We start from the raw sequence: 15,334 nt of genomic DNA, 5'->3' as shown, positions 1-15,334 counted from the left end.
GAGGTTCCGGCGTCCGGCCGGGCCTCCCACGGTGTCACCGGTCTACGGCGTCCCCTCCACGAGGCCCGCCTCGTACGCGAGGATCGCGGCCTGGACGCGGTTGCGTACGCCGAGCCGGGTGAAGACGGCGCTGACGTAGGCCTTGACGGTGCCCTCGACGAGATGCAGGCGGCGGGCGATCTGGGCGTTCGACAGGCCGGTGCCGACCAGTGCGAGGACCTCGCGTTCACGGCCGGTGAGGGCGTCGACGCGCGTCCGGGCCTCGGTCCTGCGCGACAGCCCTCCCTGGTTCAGTTCGGCGATGACCCGCCGGGCCACCCGGGGAGACAGGTACGCCCCGCCGTCGGCGACCGCCCGTACGCCCGCGATGAGCTCGCGCGGGTCGCCCGCCTTGAGCAGGAAGCCGGCCGCCCCGTCGCCGAGCGCACGGGCGATGTACTCGTCCTCCCCGAACGTCGTGAGCATGACCACGGCGGTGTCCGGCACCGCCCGCCGGAGCTCCGCCACGGCACCGAGCCCGTCCAGCCGTGGCATCCGGATGTCCAGCAGTGCGACGTCCGGCCGGTGCGAGCGGGCCAGTTCGACGGCCTCCCGCCCGTCGGCCGCCTCCGCGACCACCTCGATGCCGGAGTCCGTGGCGAGGATCGCGCGGACTCCGGCACGGATCATGGCCTCGTCGTCGGCGAGGAGCACCCGGATCATCGATCATCCCTTCGCTGCCGGTCGGCGGCCGACAGGACGTCCTTGGCCACGAGCCGGCCGTCCGCGAAGCACAGCCGGTAGACGTCGCCCACCCCGAGCGGATTGTCGTCCGAGCGGTAGTACCGGCAGGACGCGCCGGGCGGAGGCGCGGGGCCGGAGTCGACCGGGGCGTCGATCATCTCCACCGGTGGCAGTGTGATCGACGAGCGCTGCTCGCCGACCCGCAGCCGCCCGAAGCGCGCCGGGTCCAGGACGGAGTTCTCGGTCGTGTAGAGGTAGTAGGCGAGGAGGGCGACCGCCAGGCTCGCGGCGGTGGACAGCGGCACCATCAGCGCCGTGACCAGGCCGCGCCGGGCCTGCCCGCGCGCTCGCGCCAGTCCGTGTGCGGAACCGGAGCGGTCCGCGGCATCGTCGCCGGGCGACTCGGCGGGGGCCGTGTGCGGCAGCCGGGCGAGCACCTCGAACCCGTCGTCCCGGTGGCCCGCGCGCAGGGTGCCGCCCGCGAGCCGGACGCGCTCCCGCAGCCCCACCAGGCCCAGGCCACTGCCGGGCGCGCGTGGCGAGCCGCCCCGTGGCGGCCCGTTCGTCACCGTCACGACGGTCTCGTCCTCCGACCGCGCCAGGCGTACCGTCACCACGGCACCGGGGGCGTGCTTGGCGGCGTTGGTCAGCGACTCCCGCACGATCCGGTGGACGGCGTGGCCCGCCATGTCCGGCAGCGGCCCGGATCCGCCGTCCGTGCGTTCGTCCAGCAGTTCGACCGGCATGCCCGACGCGCGAGCCCGTTCGACCAGGGCGGTGACGCTCTCCCGGGCCGGGGTCAGCGGCACGACCGGATCCTCGGATGTGCGGTGCGGTTCGCGGAGCACGCCGATGATCTCCCGGAGCCGCTCGGTCGCCGACGCCGCGCCCGCGCGCAGCTCGCCCGCCGCGACGCGATGGCGCTCCTCGAGGTCGGACGCCATCTCCAGGGCGCCCGCGCGCAGGGCGATCAGGCTGAGCTCGTGGCCGAGCGAGTCGTGCATCTCCTGGGCGATGCGCGCGCGTTCGCGCAGGCGCTCGCGGTCCGCGGTGATCCGCTGTTCGCGTTCCAGCCGTTCCGCGCGCTCCCAGCCGGCGCGCACGAGCTCCTGCTGGAGGCGCCGGTAGCGGCCGATCAGCCAGGGACACATGATCAGGAACACCAGCGCGAGGGTCAGGTCGAACCAGGTGACCGCCCACCGGGTCGCCGACCCTTCGACGGTCCCGACCGCGACGGCCAGGACGAGTTCCAGGAGGGCGACCGCGACGAACGACAGCAGCACGGGCCGGTCGCGCGGCAGCCGGCGGCCGGCCAGGTGGCTCATGACGGGCAGCGCGACCACGTAGGCCAGGGAGAACGGCCCCGGGCGCACCGCGACGTACGCCCACTGCAGGAGCGGAAGGGCCGCCGCCCCGTACAGCGCCGCCAGCGGGTGGGACCGCCTGACCGCGACGATGACGCCCAGGGCGATCAGCCCCACCGCCACCACGGGCCACGGCGCGCCCACTCCGCCCTGGGCGGCCCTCTCCAGCAGCACGGTGAGCGCGAAGAAGCCCCAGAGCGGCACATCCCTGACCGACCAGCGCACGGCCGAACCGTACAGGCCCGTCGCTCCGCGTCGATACTGACGAAAGTCGGGTCCTTCCCGGGCCGCCGTCAGTAGCCGGCGCCGGTGAGCATGCCGCCGTCGATGAGGACCTCGCTGCCGGTGCAGTAGCCGGCCTCGTCGGAGGCGAGGAACACCACCAGCGCCGGCACCTCCTCCGCCTTGCCCATCCGCTTCAGCGGCAGCGCGTTGAAGAACGCCTCGGCGCTGCTCGCGGTCGCCGCGACCACGTCCGGGTCCATGGCCATCGCGGTCAGGATGGCGCCGGGGTGGATCGAGTTGACCCGGATGCCGTACGCGCCGAGCTCGCGCGCCGCCGCCTTCGTCAGTCCCCGGACGCCGAACTTGCTGGCACTGTAGGCCGCCAGTCCGGCCGCGCCGATGAAGCCCTCGGTGGAGGAGACGTTGACGATGGAGCCGCCGCCGGCCGCCCGCATCGGCTCGATGACCGACTTCACGCCGAGCCACTGCCCGATGAGGTTCACCTCGATGACCTTGGTGCACTCCTCCAGGGACATCTCCTCGATCGACCGGTGCCTGATGATCCCGGCGTTGTTCACCAGCACGGTGAGGCCGCCGAAGGCCGTGACCGCCGTGTCGACGGCGTTCCGCCAGTCCTCCGGCCGGGTCACGTCCATCGGCGCGAACCGCACCGCGTCACCGAGCTCGGCGGCGAGCTTGCCGCCCTCCTCCTCCAGGACGTCGCCGAACACCACCCTGGCGCCCTCGGCGACGAACCGCTTGACATGGGCCTTGCCCATGCCCCGGGCGCCGCCGGTGATCAGCGCCACCTTCCCGTCGAGCCTGCCCATGACACCTCACGCTCTCCGCCGCTGGTCGCGGACCTTGGCCGCCGCGACCGCCGTGGCGGCCGCCTCCACACTCCGATAGGTCGGTACCCCGGCGGCGCGGGCGATCACCCGCAGTTCGTCCTCGACGCCGGGCGGGGCGTACTCGGCGTTGCGCAGCACGAGGGTCACCCTCGTGCCGGTCAGCTCGCGCTGCAACTCCCCGACGCCGCGCGCGTACGCGAGGAGCGGGTCGGCGCTGTCGCCGAAGGTGAAGAAGCTCTGCACGTTCACGTGGGCGAGCACGTCCGGGTACGGCCGGTCCGCGGCCCGCTGGATCGCCGTGACGACACTCCCGACGAGGTCGGGTCTGGCGCGCGGGCCGACCGGGATCTCCAGCGGGTTGCCGGAGACGGCGCCGACGGGCAGGCCGAGGTCGACCTCGGGCAGCGGGGCGAGCCGCAGCCCGGCGCGGTCGAGCGCGTCGGCGGCGAGCACGCTGGCCCCGCCGCTCGGGCCGATGACGAGGACGTCGGGTGAGGCGGGCACCTTCCGCCCGGCGTGCAGGTCGAGCAGGTCCAGCGCGCCGATCAGGTCGTCCTGCGCGGTGACCAGCGGCAGCCCGGCCTGCGCGGCCAGTGCCTCCCACACGCGGGCGTCGCCGACCATCGCACCCGTGTGCGACGCGGCGGCCCGGTGGCCCTGCGCGGAGCGTCCGCCCACGAGGGCGACCACCGGTTTGGACACGGCCCGCAGTGCCTCGAACAGCGCCCTGCCGTCGCGCGGGTCCTCCAGGTACAGGCCGATGACCGTGGTGTCGTCGTCGGCGGCGAGGTACCGGAGCAGCTCGGCCGGTCCGACGTCGGCGCTGTTGCCGACGGTGGCGACCTTGGAGAAGGCCAGGCCACGGTGCTCGCCGACCTTGACGACCTCCCCGGCCAGCCCGCCGCTCTGCGAGATCAGCGCGATCCGCCCGGGGACTCCGGGCCGCCCGCCGATGAACGTCTGACCGCCCGCCGGGGAGTACACGCCCATGCAGTTGGGACCCAGCAGCCGTACGCCCGCCTCACCGGCCGCGGCGAGGAGCTCCTCTTCCAGACGCGCGGCGCCGGTCTCGCGGAAGCCGCCGCTCATCACCTGGACGAACGGGATGCCACGGGCCTCGCGGACGACGTCCGGGCAGCGCTCGGCTGGGACGGCGACCAGGGCGTAGTCCACGTCGGCCCCCTCCAGGGAGGGCACACAGGGCACCCCGTCGATCTCCCCGGCGGTCGGGTGCACGGCCACGAGCCGGCCGGTGTACCCGGCCGCGCGGTAGAAGCCGAGGAACATGTTGCCGAAGTTCGGCCGCTTGGTGGAGGCGCCCACGACCGCCACGCCGCGCGGTGCGAACAGCCGGGTGAAGTCCCGCGCCGGCCCCGCCGGGGAGGAGGCCACGGGATGTTCGCGCGCGGTCAGGTCGGACCGGCCCAGGAGGCGGGCGTCCACCGCGATCGCGCCCTCGGGCGTGCAGATGACCGGATTCAGCTCGAACTCGGTGAACTCCTCGCCGAGGCTCTCGACGACGCCACCGGGACCGCCGACCGCGAGCAGCAGTTTGACGAGCGCGTCGCGGTCGACCGCGGGGGACCCGCGGAACCCGTCCAGCAGGGCCGCGCCGCGCAGCCGCGAGAGCATCCGCCGGGCGTCGTCCTCGGTGATGGGGCACAGGCCGAGGGAGGTGTCGCGGAGCACCTCGGTCCACACGCCGCCGAGGCCGACCAGCAGCACCGGCCCGAACGACGGGTCGCGGACCGCGCCGACGATCACTTCGACACCGGGGGGCGCCTGCTCCTCGACGAGGTAGCCCTCGACCGTGACGCCCGACGTCGTGAGGGCCGTCCGGATCTCGGCGGCGGCCCGCGCGGCCTCCACCGGTGAACCGAGTCCCAGGCGTACGGCACCCGCGTCGCTCTTGTGCACCAGGCCCGGACCGTACGCCTTGACGACGAGGGGTGGCGTCAGCCCGCTCGCGGCGGCGGCGACGTCCTCGGCGGCCGGTGCCGTCGCGCCGCGCGGCACGGCGATCCCGAACCCGGACACGAACTCCTTGACCCGATGTTCGGGGATCACCGTGTCCGTCTCATCTGTCGATGACTCGGCGCCGCCCGTCACCGCAGCTCCAGCCGGTCGGCGTAGCGGGTGCGGATCTCGCGGCGCAGCAGCTTGCCCGGGCCGCCGGAGGCGTCCTGGGTGTGCGGCAGCTCATCGGTGACGACGACGAGGTCGGGCGCCTGGTGGGCGGGCAGCCGCGCGGCGAGCCGCGCCCTGAGGTCGTCGGCGTCGAGGACGGCTCCGGCCCGGGGGACGACCGCCGCCAGGATCCGCTGCTCGACGGCGTCCTCGCCGTCGGCCTGCGCCGGGACGCCGACGACGCCGGCCTCCGCGACGCCGTCCAGCTCGATCGCCGCGTCCTCCAGGCCGCTGGGCTGGGACCAGACGCCGCGTTTGAGGATGGCGTCCTCGCGCCGGCCGAGCACGGTCAGGAAGCCGTCCTCGTCGATGATTCCGAGGTCGCCGCCGACGTACCAGCCGTCGCGGAGCACCTGCGCGGTCTTGTCCGGCAGCCTGTCGTAGCCCTGCATGAGGTTCGGCCCGGTCAGGTTGATCTCCCCGACCTGGTTCACGAGCCGCTCGCCGTTCGGACCGGTCACGCGCACCGCCGCGGAGGTGCGGGCCCGGCCCGCCGAGGAGATGTCCTGGCTGCCGTCGTCCTGGCGGCCGATGCAGGTGTACGGCGCCTCGGTCTGGCCGTAGTAGCTGACGATCGCCGCTCCGGGCAGCCTCTTCATGATCCTCTCGCGGAGGGACGGGAGCAGGGGCTCGCCGCCGAGCACGATCGCGGTCAGCGACGACAGGTCCACGTCGACGTGGTCGTCCGATCCGAGCAGGGCCGAGAAGAAACTCGGGATGAGGCTGACGTGGGTGACGCGCTCGCGGGGGACGACCTTCAGGAAGTTGGCCGGACCCCAGTCCTGTTCGAGCACCAGCCGCATGCCCGCGTAGAACGCCGGGCCGACCAGCGCGGGAAAGCCGATGCCCCAGATGATGGCGCCGGTGCCCATGACCGAGTCGGCGGCGTGCGGGATGTCCAGCCAGATCTGCGCCGAGGCCAGGCTCGAGGCGTGCGTGTGCCGGACCGCCTTGGGCAGGCCGGTCGTACCCGAGGTGTAGAACAGCGCCATGAGGTCGTCGCCGTGCCCGCCGAGCGGGGGCTCGTCCTCCGTGGCGGCGGACGCCAGTGCGTCCAGGTCGACGGCGCCCTCGGCGGGGCCGCCCACCCTTAGCCAGAGCCGCACCCCGGGCAGCCTCGGCCGTACGGCCGCGACGAGCTTCTCGACGCTCGCGTCGTACACGAACGCCGTGCACTCGGAGTGCTCGACGACCTGGGCCAGGGTGTCCTCCGGCCAGTACGGGTTGAGCGCGCAGACGACCGAGCCCAGCTTCATCTGCGCGAGGTAGACCTCGGCGACGTTCAGCGTCTCGTTCATCAGTGACGCGACGCGCTGCCCGGGGTGGATGCCCGCCTCGAGCAGCGCGTGCGCCACCCGGTTGACCTTCCGGTCGAGCGCGGCGTAGGTGAGGCTGGTCGCGCCGCAGTAGGTCAGCGCCACCTTGTCCGGGGTGCGCAGCGCGCCGGCGGTGAGGATCGCGTGCCCGTAGTTGCCGAAGGGTGATCGCGCCACTGGAGTCTCCTGGTGCGGGGAGGGCCCTGTTCGGGGGAGGTGAGGGGTCATCGGGGCGCGTACACGACGAGGGGGTTGCCGTCGGGATCGCGCAGCACGGCACGGGTCTCGTGCGGCCCCTCGTCCGGGCCGCCCACGAGCCGCGCGCCGGCCGCGGTGAGCCGTTCGACGGCGGCCGCCACGTCGGCGACCTTGAACGACGCGGCCGGGTGGCCGCCGGTGACGTCCTCCGCCGGCCCGGCCAGCGCGAACGTCGTGCCGCCTGCGTCCAGCGCGGCGAACCGGCCGCCGTCGGTGAACTTCACGGTGAGCCCGAGGCCGTCGCGGTAGAAGGCGACGGCCCGGTCGACGTCGCTCACCGGATACAGGACGTTGCCGATCTTCAAGCTGGCCTCCAGTTGGGGATGCGGCCGAATCCGGGGAGGTCGTCGAAGCGGACCCGCACGGGCATGCCGATCCGTACGCCCTCCGGTGCGATGTCGCCGACGATGCCGCCGAACGCCCGGACGCCCTCCTCCAGGTCGATCCAGGCGATGACGTACGGGGCCTGGAACCCCGGCAGGAACGCGCGGTGGACGACGCTGAAGGTGTGCACCACGCCGCGCCCGGACACCGCCTCGTACGGCAGGTCGGTGCCGCCGCAGTGCGGGCAGGCGGGCTCGGGGAGGTGGACGCGGCGTCCGCATCCGCGGCAGCGCTGAACGGCGAGTTCGCCGCGCCGGCACGCCTCCCAGTAGGGCGCGGTCAGCGCGCTCGGCCGGGGCAGCGGGCGCGGGTCCATCGAATGCCAAGCTAGCGCACGCTTGGTAGGCGGGCAAGGCACGGCGATCTTCGATGTCCGGCCCGCTTTGACGGCGGCCACTACGATTGTCCGCCGGGGGGACGTTAACGCTGGGGAAAAACGGGGCCGATGAGAAACAAGAAACTCTGGCTGGTCGTCGCTGTCGTCGCGGTGGTGCTCGTGGGCGCCGCGGGCGGCGGGGCGTACGTCCTGCTGCGCACGAAGGGGAGCCCGGGGGAGACCGCCGAGGAGTTCCTGGCCGGGTGGCGGCACGGCGACCTCGCGGCGATGCGGGCCGTGACCGTCACGCCGCCGGCCGACTTCGACCAGTACTACCAGGGGCTGCGAACCGGTCTGGGCGCCACGAAGGTCGACGCCTCGCTCGGCAGGGTGACCAAGCGGGGCAAGCAGGCGACCGCCCCCTTCACCGCCGCCCTCACCCTGCCGGCGGGGGTCTGGAAGTACCCGGGGAGCCTCCGGCTGGTGACCAGCGACCACAAGTGGAAGGTCGCCTGGACCCCGGAGGCCGTCCACCCCGACCTGCACGCCGGCCGGCGCTTCACGACCTCGTACAAGTGGCCGAAGCGGGGCAAGGTCGTCGCCGGCGACGGCACGGCCATCGACGGCGCCGGCGTCTCCGGCTCGGTCCAGCAGCTCGTCGGCGGTGCCGCGCCCCTGACCGCCAAACAGGCGAAGAAGCTCGGCACGCCGTACGCCAAGGGCGACGTCGTGGGGCAGTGGGGCATCCAGCAGCGCTTCGACAAGCGGCTGGCCGGCACGCCCACCACGACGATCTCGACCGCGGACGCGTCGGGCCACGTCGAGAAGGCCGTCGGCGGCTTCACCGGCAAGCCGGGCCAGGACGTCAAGACCAGCCTGGACCTGCGCGTCCAGCAGGCGCTCTCGAACGCGCTCCAGGGGCAGGGCAAGCCGACCTCCATGGTGGCGATGCGCCCCGCGACCGGGCAGATCCTCGCGGTCGGCAACATCCCGGGCGGGTTCGACCGGGCCATGCAGGGCACCTACGCGCCCGGTTCGACCTTCAAGGTCGTCACGGCGTACGCGCTGCTGCAGGCCGGGCTCACCCCCTCCTCCGCGGTGCAGTGCCCCAAGACCGCCAACATCGGCGGGCAGACGATCCACAACTCCGAGGACGAGGGCGGCGGGGGCATGACGTTCAAGAACGCGCTCGCCCAGTCCTGCAACACGGCGTTCGCCCTGCAGACCCAGAAGCTGCTCAGCGCGGCGAAGCTGACGAGCGCGGCGAACACGTTCGGCTTCAACCAGAAGATCGATCCCGGTGTCACCGTCGGCCCCGGCAGCTTCCCCACGCCGACCAGCGACGCCGAGAAGGCCGTGGCCGGCTTCGGCCAGGGACGCGATCTGGCCAACGCGCTCAGCATGGTCGGCGTGGCGGCCGGTGTCGCGGACGGCACCTGGCGGCCGCCCGTGCTCGTCACCGAGCCGCAGGTGCCGCAGAAGGCCAGGCCCGCCCGGCTGAACTCCACGGCCAGGAGTCAGCTGGAGGAGATGATGCGGGCCGTCGTGACCTCCGGCACCGCCAAGCCGGCCGGGCTGCCGTCCGGCACGGCGGGCAAGACCGGAACGGCGGAGTTCGGCTCGGCGCAGAAGGGCAAGAAGCCGCCGACGCACGCCTGGTTCATGGGCTACCGCGGTGACGTTGCGTTCGCCGTCGTCGTGGAGGGCGGCGGGTTCGGCGCCAAGGCCGCCGCCCCCATCGCCGCCCGCTTCCTCAAGGCCCTGTGAGGGGCCGGCGTTCGGCGAGCGCGCCGCGCGACAGGCGGTCCGCGCGCCGCGTGCTCTCCGGCAGGCGGTAGCGCGGCGTCAGCCGCAGGGTCACCGCGCAGGCCGTCTCCAGGTCGGCGCGGTGACCGACGGAGACGAACACCGGCCGGACGCCCGTCTGCGTGCGCAGCGCGCGGCCGACGACCTCCTCGCCGTCTGTCACGGCGCTCCAGGAGCCGCGGTCGGCGCCGGGCTCGTCGTACGTGCCGACCAGCCGCGTCTTGCCGACGCCGATCGCGGGCAGGCCGGTGAGCACGCCCAGATGGCAGGCCAGGCCGAACCGCTTCGGGTGGGCGAGCCCGTGACCGTCACAGATCAGCAGGTCGGGGGTGACGGTCAGCCGGCGCAGACCCTCGATCAGCGCCGGAAGCTCACGGAACGCGAAGAGCCCCGGCACGTACGGGAACATCGGCCGGTCGAGGACGATGGCCTCCTCGACCACCGTGAGATCGTCCAGATCGAGGACGACCACGGCGGCGGCGAGCCGATCCTCGGCGTACGCGACGTCGAGTCCCGCGACGGTCCGTACGGAGAGCGGGCCGGACGAGGTCAGGTCGACGCGGGATCGAAGCCGGTCCTGGACGGCCTCGGCCTCACGAACGGTGGCCGGCCATGGGGGGAGATCCGGTACATCCACGAGGGGTCACGCTACCGGGAACCAGCCCGGGCGCCGATCGGACTACCCAAGCAAGTGCTCGCTCGCTTATCGTGGCGGCATGCCGATCACCCTGGCGGACCTCGCGGGCCCGCGGCACAGCGCCGTCCTGGTGATGGAGATGCAGCGCGGCGTGGTCGGCGACCTCGCGGGCTTCCCCGAACTCGCCGAGGCCTGCGCCGAGCGCGACGTCGTCCGCAACGCCGCCCGCGTCGCGACCGCCGCCCGGGCCGCCGGCGTCCCGGTCGTGCAGTGCACCGCGGCGTTCCGCGCCGACCGGGCCGGCAGCCACACCGACAACGCGCCGTTCATCCGCAGACTCCTGCGCGACCCGGCGCACATGCTGGAGGGGACGCCGGCGATCGAGGTCGTCCCCGAACTGTCCGACCCGGCGGACCTGGAGTCACGGCGCCACCACGGCTTCTCGCCGTTCACCGGCACCTCCCTCGACCAGACGCTGCGCTCTCTCGGCGTCCGCACCGTCATCGCCGTCGGCGTCTCACTCAACCTCGGCGTCCCCGGCCTGTGCCTGGAGGCCGTCAATCTCGGCTACCGGGTCGTGGCCGTCACCGACGCGATGGCGGGCATTCCCGCCGACTACGCCGACGCCGTGCTGACCCACACGATCAGCCTGCTCGCCGCCCGGGTGACCGCCGGCGAGCTCGAACGGGCCTGGAACAGCAGCACCCGAACCTGAGGAGACCGGATGGAAGGGTTGTCGCTCGCCGGGCGCACCGCGCTGGTGACCGGAGGCGCCGGCGGGATCGGCACGGCGATCTGCGCCGACCTGGCCGCGCTGGGCGCGCGCGTCATCGTCGCCGACCTCGACGAGGAGGCCGCCCGCAAGACCGCCGCCGGGCTCCCGGACGCGGTCGCCGAGCGGGTGGACCTGGCGGACCCGGCGAGCATGGACGACCTGGCGGCCCGCGCCGGCTCTCCCGACATCCTCGTGCACAACGCCGGGGTCAGCATCGTGGAGCCGTTCACCGACAGCGACCCGGCGGCCTGGGACCTCATGTGGAAGATCAACCTGCGCGCCCCCATGTACCTCACGCGCCTGCTGCTGCCGGGGATGCGGGACTGGGGCCGGCTGGTGTTCATCTCCTCCGACGGCGCGCGGGCGGGCTCGGGCGGCGAGGGGGCCTACGCCGCGACGAAGGCCGGGCTGTTCGGCCTGGCCAAGACCCTGGCGCGCGAGGCCGCCCGGCAGGGCGTCACCAGCAACGTCGTCTGCCCGGGACCGACCGACACCCCGATGCAGCACGCCGTGGCCGAACACCACCCCGGGCTGCTGGAGAAGATCGCCCGGCAGATCCCGCTGCGCCGCATCGGCCGGCCCGCCGACGTCGCGGGTCTCGTCGCGTTCCTGTGCACCGACCGGGCCGGCTACATCACCGGCCAGACGCTGTCCGTCAGCGGCGGCATCACGATGTGCTGACGGTGCGGGGGACGAGGGAGGGCGGCGCGTCAGGCGCCCGCGCACCGCGCCGGTGGGAGCGAGCGCCATCACACACAGCCGTAGGCGGCCTCCAGGAGGCGGTAGGCGCGGACGCCGCCGGAGACCTCGTCGCCCATCCGGTTCGGGATGTACGCGAGCGCCAGGCCGCTCTCGATGTCGCCGAGGCTGATGGAGCCGCCCAGGCCCGTGTGCCCGAACGCGGAGTCCCAGCCGGCCCTGGGCGTGAGGAAGACCAGCGACGGCCGCATGAAGCCCAGGCCGAAGGAACTGTCGACGTACATCACGCGGTCCGGGCCGGCGACCCGGCGCACGACGGCGTCGCGCAGCGTCGTACGGCCGACGATCCGGCCGGCCAGGAGGTCGCGGTAGAAGCCGGCGAGCGCCCGGGCCGTGGTCACCATGCCGAGCGCGGGCCAGCCGGCCCGCAGCATCTGCGGGTTGTTGTTGCCGCCGGGCAGGCTGTTGATGTCGGGGTTGCCGAAGGTGCGGCCCAGGAGGCTGCCCGGGTCGCGGAACCCGGCCATCATCTTGGCGAGGGGATCGTTCGGGTTCATGGGCATGGGCACTTCGCCGGTCGCGCTCTGGCCGCGGCCCGCGCCGCCCTTGTCCGCCTTCCGGCCCGCGCTGAGCCGGGCCGCCCGCTCGATCACGTCGTCGGGCGCGCCGACGTGCAGGTCCAGGTTCAGCGGCCCGGCGATCTCGTCGCGGACGAACTCCCCGACGGTACGGCCGGAGCAGCGGCGGACGATCTCCCCGGCCAGCCACCCGTAGGTCAGCGCGTGGTACCCGTGCGCGGTGCCGGGCTTCCACTCCGGCTCCTGCGCCGCCAGCAGCGCGGCCATCGCGGAGGGGTCGTGGGCGTCGGCGACCGGCACGTCGCGGCGGAGCGCGGGCAGTCCCACCTGGTGCGACAGCAGGTGCTCGGCGGTCGCGGCCTCCTTGCCCGCCGCGCCGAACTCGGGCCACCACGACGTCACAGGGGCCTCCAGGTCGTACCGGCCGCGTTCGGCGAGCAGGAGCGCCGCCGTGCCGGTCACGGCCTTGGTGCAGGAGAACGCCAGGCACGGCGTGTCGCGCAGCCAGGGCCGGCCGGACCTGCGGTCCGCCACCCCGCCCCACAGATCCACGACGCACCGGTCGCCCATGTGGACCGTGACGGCCGCGCCGAACTCCTCGCCGCGTTCGAAGCCGTCGGTGAACGCCGTCCGGACCGCCTCGAACGCTGGATCGCAGTGACCTTCGATCATGTGCCTGACTCCTGAAGGGGGCAATTGTGAGTGAGTCTAATAATTGGGGACGGTGGGGGGACGACGACGAGCGGGGCGCGCTCAACCTCCTCACCCCCGACGTCGTCCGGGCCGCCGTCTCCTGCGTACGGGAGGGCCGGCCGCTGAGCCTGTCGCTGCCGATCCGCGGCGCCACCTCGTCTCCGGCCCCGACCACCGTCCCGCACCTGCGTGGCCGTCCGCTGCCTCAGCACTTCATGTCGGTCGACGCGGGCGACTACGCGGCCGGCGCCCGGCCGATCGGCGCGGGTCTGAAGATGGCCGACGACGCGCTGGTCGTCACGCCGCACGGCACGACCACGCACATGGACGCGCTGTGCCACATGTGGACCGGTGACCGGCTGTACAACGGGCACCCGGCCGGACGGGTCCGCTCGTACGGCGCGTCGCGGTGCGGCATCGACAAGGCCGGTCCGGTGGTCGGCCGCGGCGTGCTGTTCGACGTGCCGCGGCTCCGCGGCGTCCGTCACCTGGCCGCCGGGGACCGCGTCTCGGCCGATGACCTGGCGGCGTGCGGCGTGGAGGTGCGCTCCGGGGACGTCGCCGTCGTCCGTACCGGATGGCCGCTGACCTGGCAGGAGTCCCCGGAGGCGTACTGGGCCGGGCAGCCGGGCCTGTCGGCCGGCGCCGGGCGCTGGCTGGCGGACCGGGACGTCGCGATGGTGGCGTGCGACAACGCCGCGATCGGCGGCCTGAACGAACGCCAGCTCGCCGACGAGGACCTCGACGACGACCTTCACCTGATCTTCCTGTGGCGGCACGGGATTCACCTGGCCGAGATGCTGTGGCTGGAGGAGCTCGCCGCCACGGGCCGTACGGACTTCCTGTTCGTCGCGGCGCCCCTGGCCATCGAGGGCGGCACGGCCAGTCCGATCAACCCCCTGGCGGTCCTGTGATCCGGCGCGTCACCGGCCGGGGTGGCCGCCTCCGCCGTACGCCGCGTCGAGGGCGTCGTAGTCCGGCGTGTACCCCTTCTTCGGGATGGACGCGGCGAACTCGACATGGCGCGGCTTCTTGTACGAGGCGATCTGGGACCGCACGTGCTCGACGACCTGCTCGCGCGTCAGCGACGCGCCCTCCTTCAGGACGACGATCGCCTTGACGTTCTGGCCCCATTCGGGGTCCGGCACGCCGATCACGGCCGCGTCGGCGACGGCCTCGTGCGACTTCAGCGCGCGCTCGACCTCGGCGGGATAGATGTTCTCGTTGGCCGATTTGATCAGCCGCAGCCTCGGGCCGATGAACGTGAGGGTGCCGTCGGGCTCCCGGCGGCCGAGGTCGCCGGTGTGGTGCCAGCCGCCCGCCGTCTTGGCCGCGTTCAGCTCGGGCCGGTTCCAGTAGCCGCTGAACACGCCGGGGCCCCGGGCGCAGATCTCGCCGGTCTCCCCGGCGGGCACCTCGTTCCCCTCCGGGTCGAGAATGCGCACGTGGGCGAGCGGGGAGGTTCGCCCGGCGTACCCCTGCCCGCCGGGGGCCAGGCCGAGGAACGTGAGCATGCCGCCCACCTCGGTCTGCCCGTAGCCGCCCATCTTCGAGGCGCACCACGGGCTGTCGTCGACCGTGATCATGGCGTCCCACTCGGGGGAGTGGGAGACGAAGCGCAGCGACGACAGGTCGTAGGTGCCGCCGGAGTTCGCCTCGACGAGCTGGTCGATCATCGGGCCGAACAGGAACGCCTGGGTGCAGCGCTCGGCCTCGATGAGCCGGCAGACCTCCTTCGGGTCGTACGCGGGGGTGAAGACGTTCGTGCCGCCGAGCTGGAAGGTGGCCAGGCAGAACATCATCGTTCCGACGTGGAAGAGCGGCCCGCAGCCGAGGTAGGTGAAGCCGTCCTCCATCTGCCGGATGTGCAGGATCGCCATGGAGTGCGCGATCAGCGCCGAGTGGCTGAGCAGGGCCGCCGCCGGCCGCCCGTCGAACGCCGCCGTGTACTGGGCGAGCACCGGGCGATCGGGTGCGACCTCCACGGCGGGCTCCGTCGGAGCGCCGGCGGCGGCCCAGGCGTCGTACTCCTCGCCGGCGGCGATCCAGCGGGCCCATGCGGCGGTACGGGTGCGGGCCTGCCCGGCCGCCTCGGACTCCTCGAACACGACGACGGCGGGCCGCAGGTCGTCCAGGACGAACGTCAGTTCGTCGGCGCTCTGCCGCCAGTTGGCGGGACAGAAGATCGCGCCGAGCCGGGCGGCGGCCAGCAGCAGCTCCAGGACCCGGAAGGAGTTGCGGCCGAGCCACAGGACGCGCTCGCCCGGCGCGACCCCGTCGGCGGCCAGCGCGGCGGCGAGCCGGTTCACCCGCTCGTCGAGCCCGGCATAGGTCAGGCGTACGTCCGCGTCCACGACCGCCAGGCCGAGTGGCCGGCCGCGCCGGTGCTCGCCGAGAACGTCTCCCAGGGTCAACCCGTGTACGGACATCACGTCTCCTGTCGAATCCCGCGCGTGCAGAGGTCGGGTCGGGTGTGCGTGTCGTGGAGGCGGGGCTTGCGCGGGTGCGATCCGGGGTGGGCG

At 73.6% G+C, this 15,334-nt stretch carries 14 protein-coding genes; 4 read left to right on the top strand and 10 right to left on the bottom strand.

Annotated elements, in window-relative coordinates; all coding sequences use genetic code 11:
• Positions 1-42: 42 nt before the first annotated feature.
• From NE236_RS16210 to NE236_RS16180, 7 genes are all read right to left on the bottom strand, one after another.
• Entirely contained in the window at positions 43-702 is a 660-nt protein-coding gene (locus tag NE236_RS16210; RefSeq protein WP_252842795.1) for a response regulator, read from the bottom strand.
• Positions 699-2,312 (bottom strand): sensor histidine kinase, encoded by a 1,614-nt coding sequence (locus NE236_RS16205; RefSeq protein ID WP_252842794.1) that lies wholly within the window; start codon positions 2,310-2,312, stop codon positions 699-701. The genes NE236_RS16210 and NE236_RS16205 overlap by 4 nt, the downstream gene beginning before the upstream one ends.
• Before the next feature lie 68 nt (positions 2,313-2,380).
• Positions 2,381-3,142 (bottom strand): glucose 1-dehydrogenase, encoded by a 762-nt coding sequence (locus NE236_RS16200; RefSeq protein ID WP_252842793.1) that lies wholly within the window; start codon positions 3,140-3,142, stop codon positions 2,381-2,383.
• Positions 3,143-3,148: 6 nt separating this feature from the next.
• The gene (locus NE236_RS16195; protein WP_308209105.1) at positions 3,149-5,272 is read right to left on the bottom strand and encodes an acetate--CoA ligase family protein; all 2,124 of its coding nucleotides are present in this window, start codon (positions 5,270-5,272) and stop codon (positions 3,149-3,151) included.
• Positions 5,269-6,894, bottom strand: a complete 1,626-nt coding sequence (locus tag NE236_RS16190) for a class I adenylate-forming enzyme family protein (RefSeq protein ID WP_372494354.1) — start codon at positions 6,892-6,894, stop codon at positions 5,269-5,271. The genes NE236_RS16195 and NE236_RS16190 overlap by 4 nt, the downstream gene beginning before the upstream one ends.
• The gene (locus tag NE236_RS16185) at positions 6,891-7,229 is read right to left on the bottom strand and encodes a VOC family protein (RefSeq protein ID WP_289850432.1); all 339 of its coding nucleotides are present in this window, start codon (positions 7,227-7,229) and stop codon (positions 6,891-6,893) included. The genes NE236_RS16190 and NE236_RS16185 overlap by 4 nt, the downstream gene beginning before the upstream one ends.
• Complete coding sequence (locus NE236_RS16180) at positions 7,226-7,624, bottom strand: Zn-ribbon domain-containing OB-fold protein (RefSeq protein ID WP_252842790.1); 399 nt, start codon at positions 7,622-7,624, stop codon at positions 7,226-7,228. Before NE236_RS16180 ends, NE236_RS16185 begins: the two co-directional genes overlap by 4 nt.
• 129 nt (positions 7,625-7,753) lie before the next feature.
• Between NE236_RS16180 and NE236_RS16175 the strand changes: the two genes are divergently transcribed.
• The gene (locus tag NE236_RS16175) at positions 7,754-9,391 is read left to right on the top strand and encodes a penicillin-binding transpeptidase domain-containing protein (RefSeq protein WP_252842789.1); all 1,638 of its coding nucleotides are present in this window, start codon (positions 7,754-7,756) and stop codon (positions 9,389-9,391) included.
• Here the strand turns inward: NE236_RS16175 and NE236_RS16170 are convergent.
• The gene (locus NE236_RS16170; protein ID WP_252842788.1) at positions 9,378-10,067 is read right to left on the bottom strand and encodes an endonuclease V; all 690 of its coding nucleotides are present in this window, start codon (positions 10,065-10,067) and stop codon (positions 9,378-9,380) included. The two genes, NE236_RS16175 and NE236_RS16170, sit on opposite strands and share 14 nt — an antisense overlap.
• Positions 10,068-10,146: 79 nt before the next feature.
• Here NE236_RS16170 and NE236_RS16165 point away from each other — a divergent pair, with 79 nt between their 5' ends.
• Positions 10,147-10,782: an isochorismatase family protein gene (locus NE236_RS16165; RefSeq protein WP_252842787.1), complete on the top strand. Its 636-nt coding sequence runs from the start codon at positions 10,147-10,149 to the stop codon at positions 10,780-10,782.
• Between the two features lie 9 nt (positions 10,783-10,791).
• Positions 10,792-11,523: an SDR family NAD(P)-dependent oxidoreductase gene (locus NE236_RS16160; protein WP_252842786.1), complete on the top strand. Its 732-nt coding sequence runs from the start codon at positions 10,792-10,794 to the stop codon at positions 11,521-11,523.
• Positions 11,524-11,591: 68 nt separating this feature from the next.
• Here the strand turns inward: NE236_RS16160 and NE236_RS16155 are convergent, their stop codons facing one another.
• Positions 11,592-12,791, bottom strand: a complete 1,200-nt coding sequence (locus NE236_RS16155; RefSeq protein ID WP_252842785.1) for a serine hydrolase domain-containing protein — start codon at positions 12,789-12,791, stop codon at positions 11,592-11,594.
• Between the two features lie 23 nt (positions 12,792-12,814).
• Here NE236_RS16155 and NE236_RS16150 point away from each other — a divergent pair, with 23 nt between their 5' ends.
• Positions 12,815-13,726: a cyclase family protein gene (locus NE236_RS16150; RefSeq protein ID WP_252842823.1), complete on the top strand. Its 912-nt coding sequence runs from the start codon at positions 12,815-12,817 to the stop codon at positions 13,724-13,726.
• A gap of 9 nt (positions 13,727-13,735) precedes the next feature.
• Here NE236_RS16150 and NE236_RS16145 read toward each other — a convergent pair whose 3' ends face one another.
• The gene (locus NE236_RS16145) at positions 13,736-15,241 is read right to left on the bottom strand and encodes an AMP-binding protein (RefSeq protein ID WP_252842784.1); all 1,506 of its coding nucleotides are present in this window, start codon (positions 15,239-15,241) and stop codon (positions 13,736-13,738) included.
• Positions 15,242-15,334: the final 93 nt, after the last annotated feature.

Source organism: Actinoallomurus purpureus, from assembly GCF_024055795.1.
GTDB lineage: Bacteria > Actinomycetota > Actinomycetes > Streptosporangiales > Streptosporangiaceae > Actinoallomurus > Actinoallomurus purpureus.
This window is presented reverse-complemented; position numbering and strand designations above follow the sequence as displayed.

Excerpts from the sequence above, each read along its gene's own strand:
- NE236_RS16155 (WP_252842785.1), bottom strand. The coding sequence starts at position 12,791 with ATGATCGAAGGTCACTGCGATCCAGCGTTCGAGGCGGTCCGGACGGCG.
- NE236_RS16180 (WP_252842790.1), bottom strand. The coding sequence starts at position 7,624 with ATGGACCCGCGCCCGCTGCCCCGGCCGAGCGCGCTGACCGCGCCCTAC.
- NE236_RS16210 (WP_252842795.1), bottom strand. The coding sequence starts at position 702 with ATGATCCGGGTGCTCCTCGCCGACGACGAGGCCATGATCCGTGCCGGA.
- NE236_RS16145 (WP_252842784.1), bottom strand. The coding sequence starts at position 15,241 with ATGTCCGTACACGGGTTGACCCTGGGAGACGTTCTCGGCGAGCACCGG.
- NE236_RS16165 (WP_252842787.1), top strand. The coding sequence starts at position 10,147 with ATGCCGATCACCCTGGCGGACCTCGCGGGCCCGCGGCACAGCGCCGTC.
- NE236_RS16200 (WP_252842793.1), bottom strand. The coding sequence starts at position 3,142 with ATGGGCAGGCTCGACGGGAAGGTGGCGCTGATCACCGGCGGCGCCCGG.
- NE236_RS16175 (WP_252842789.1), top strand. The coding sequence starts at position 7,754 with ATGAGAAACAAGAAACTCTGGCTGGTCGTCGCTGTCGTCGCGGTGGTG.
- NE236_RS16190 (WP_372494354.1), bottom strand. The coding sequence starts at position 6,894 with ATGACCCCTCACCTCCCCCGAACAGGGCCCTCCCCGCACCAGGAGACT.
- NE236_RS16160 (WP_252842786.1), top strand. The coding sequence starts at position 10,792 with ATGGAAGGGTTGTCGCTCGCCGGGCGCACCGCGCTGGTGACCGGAGGC.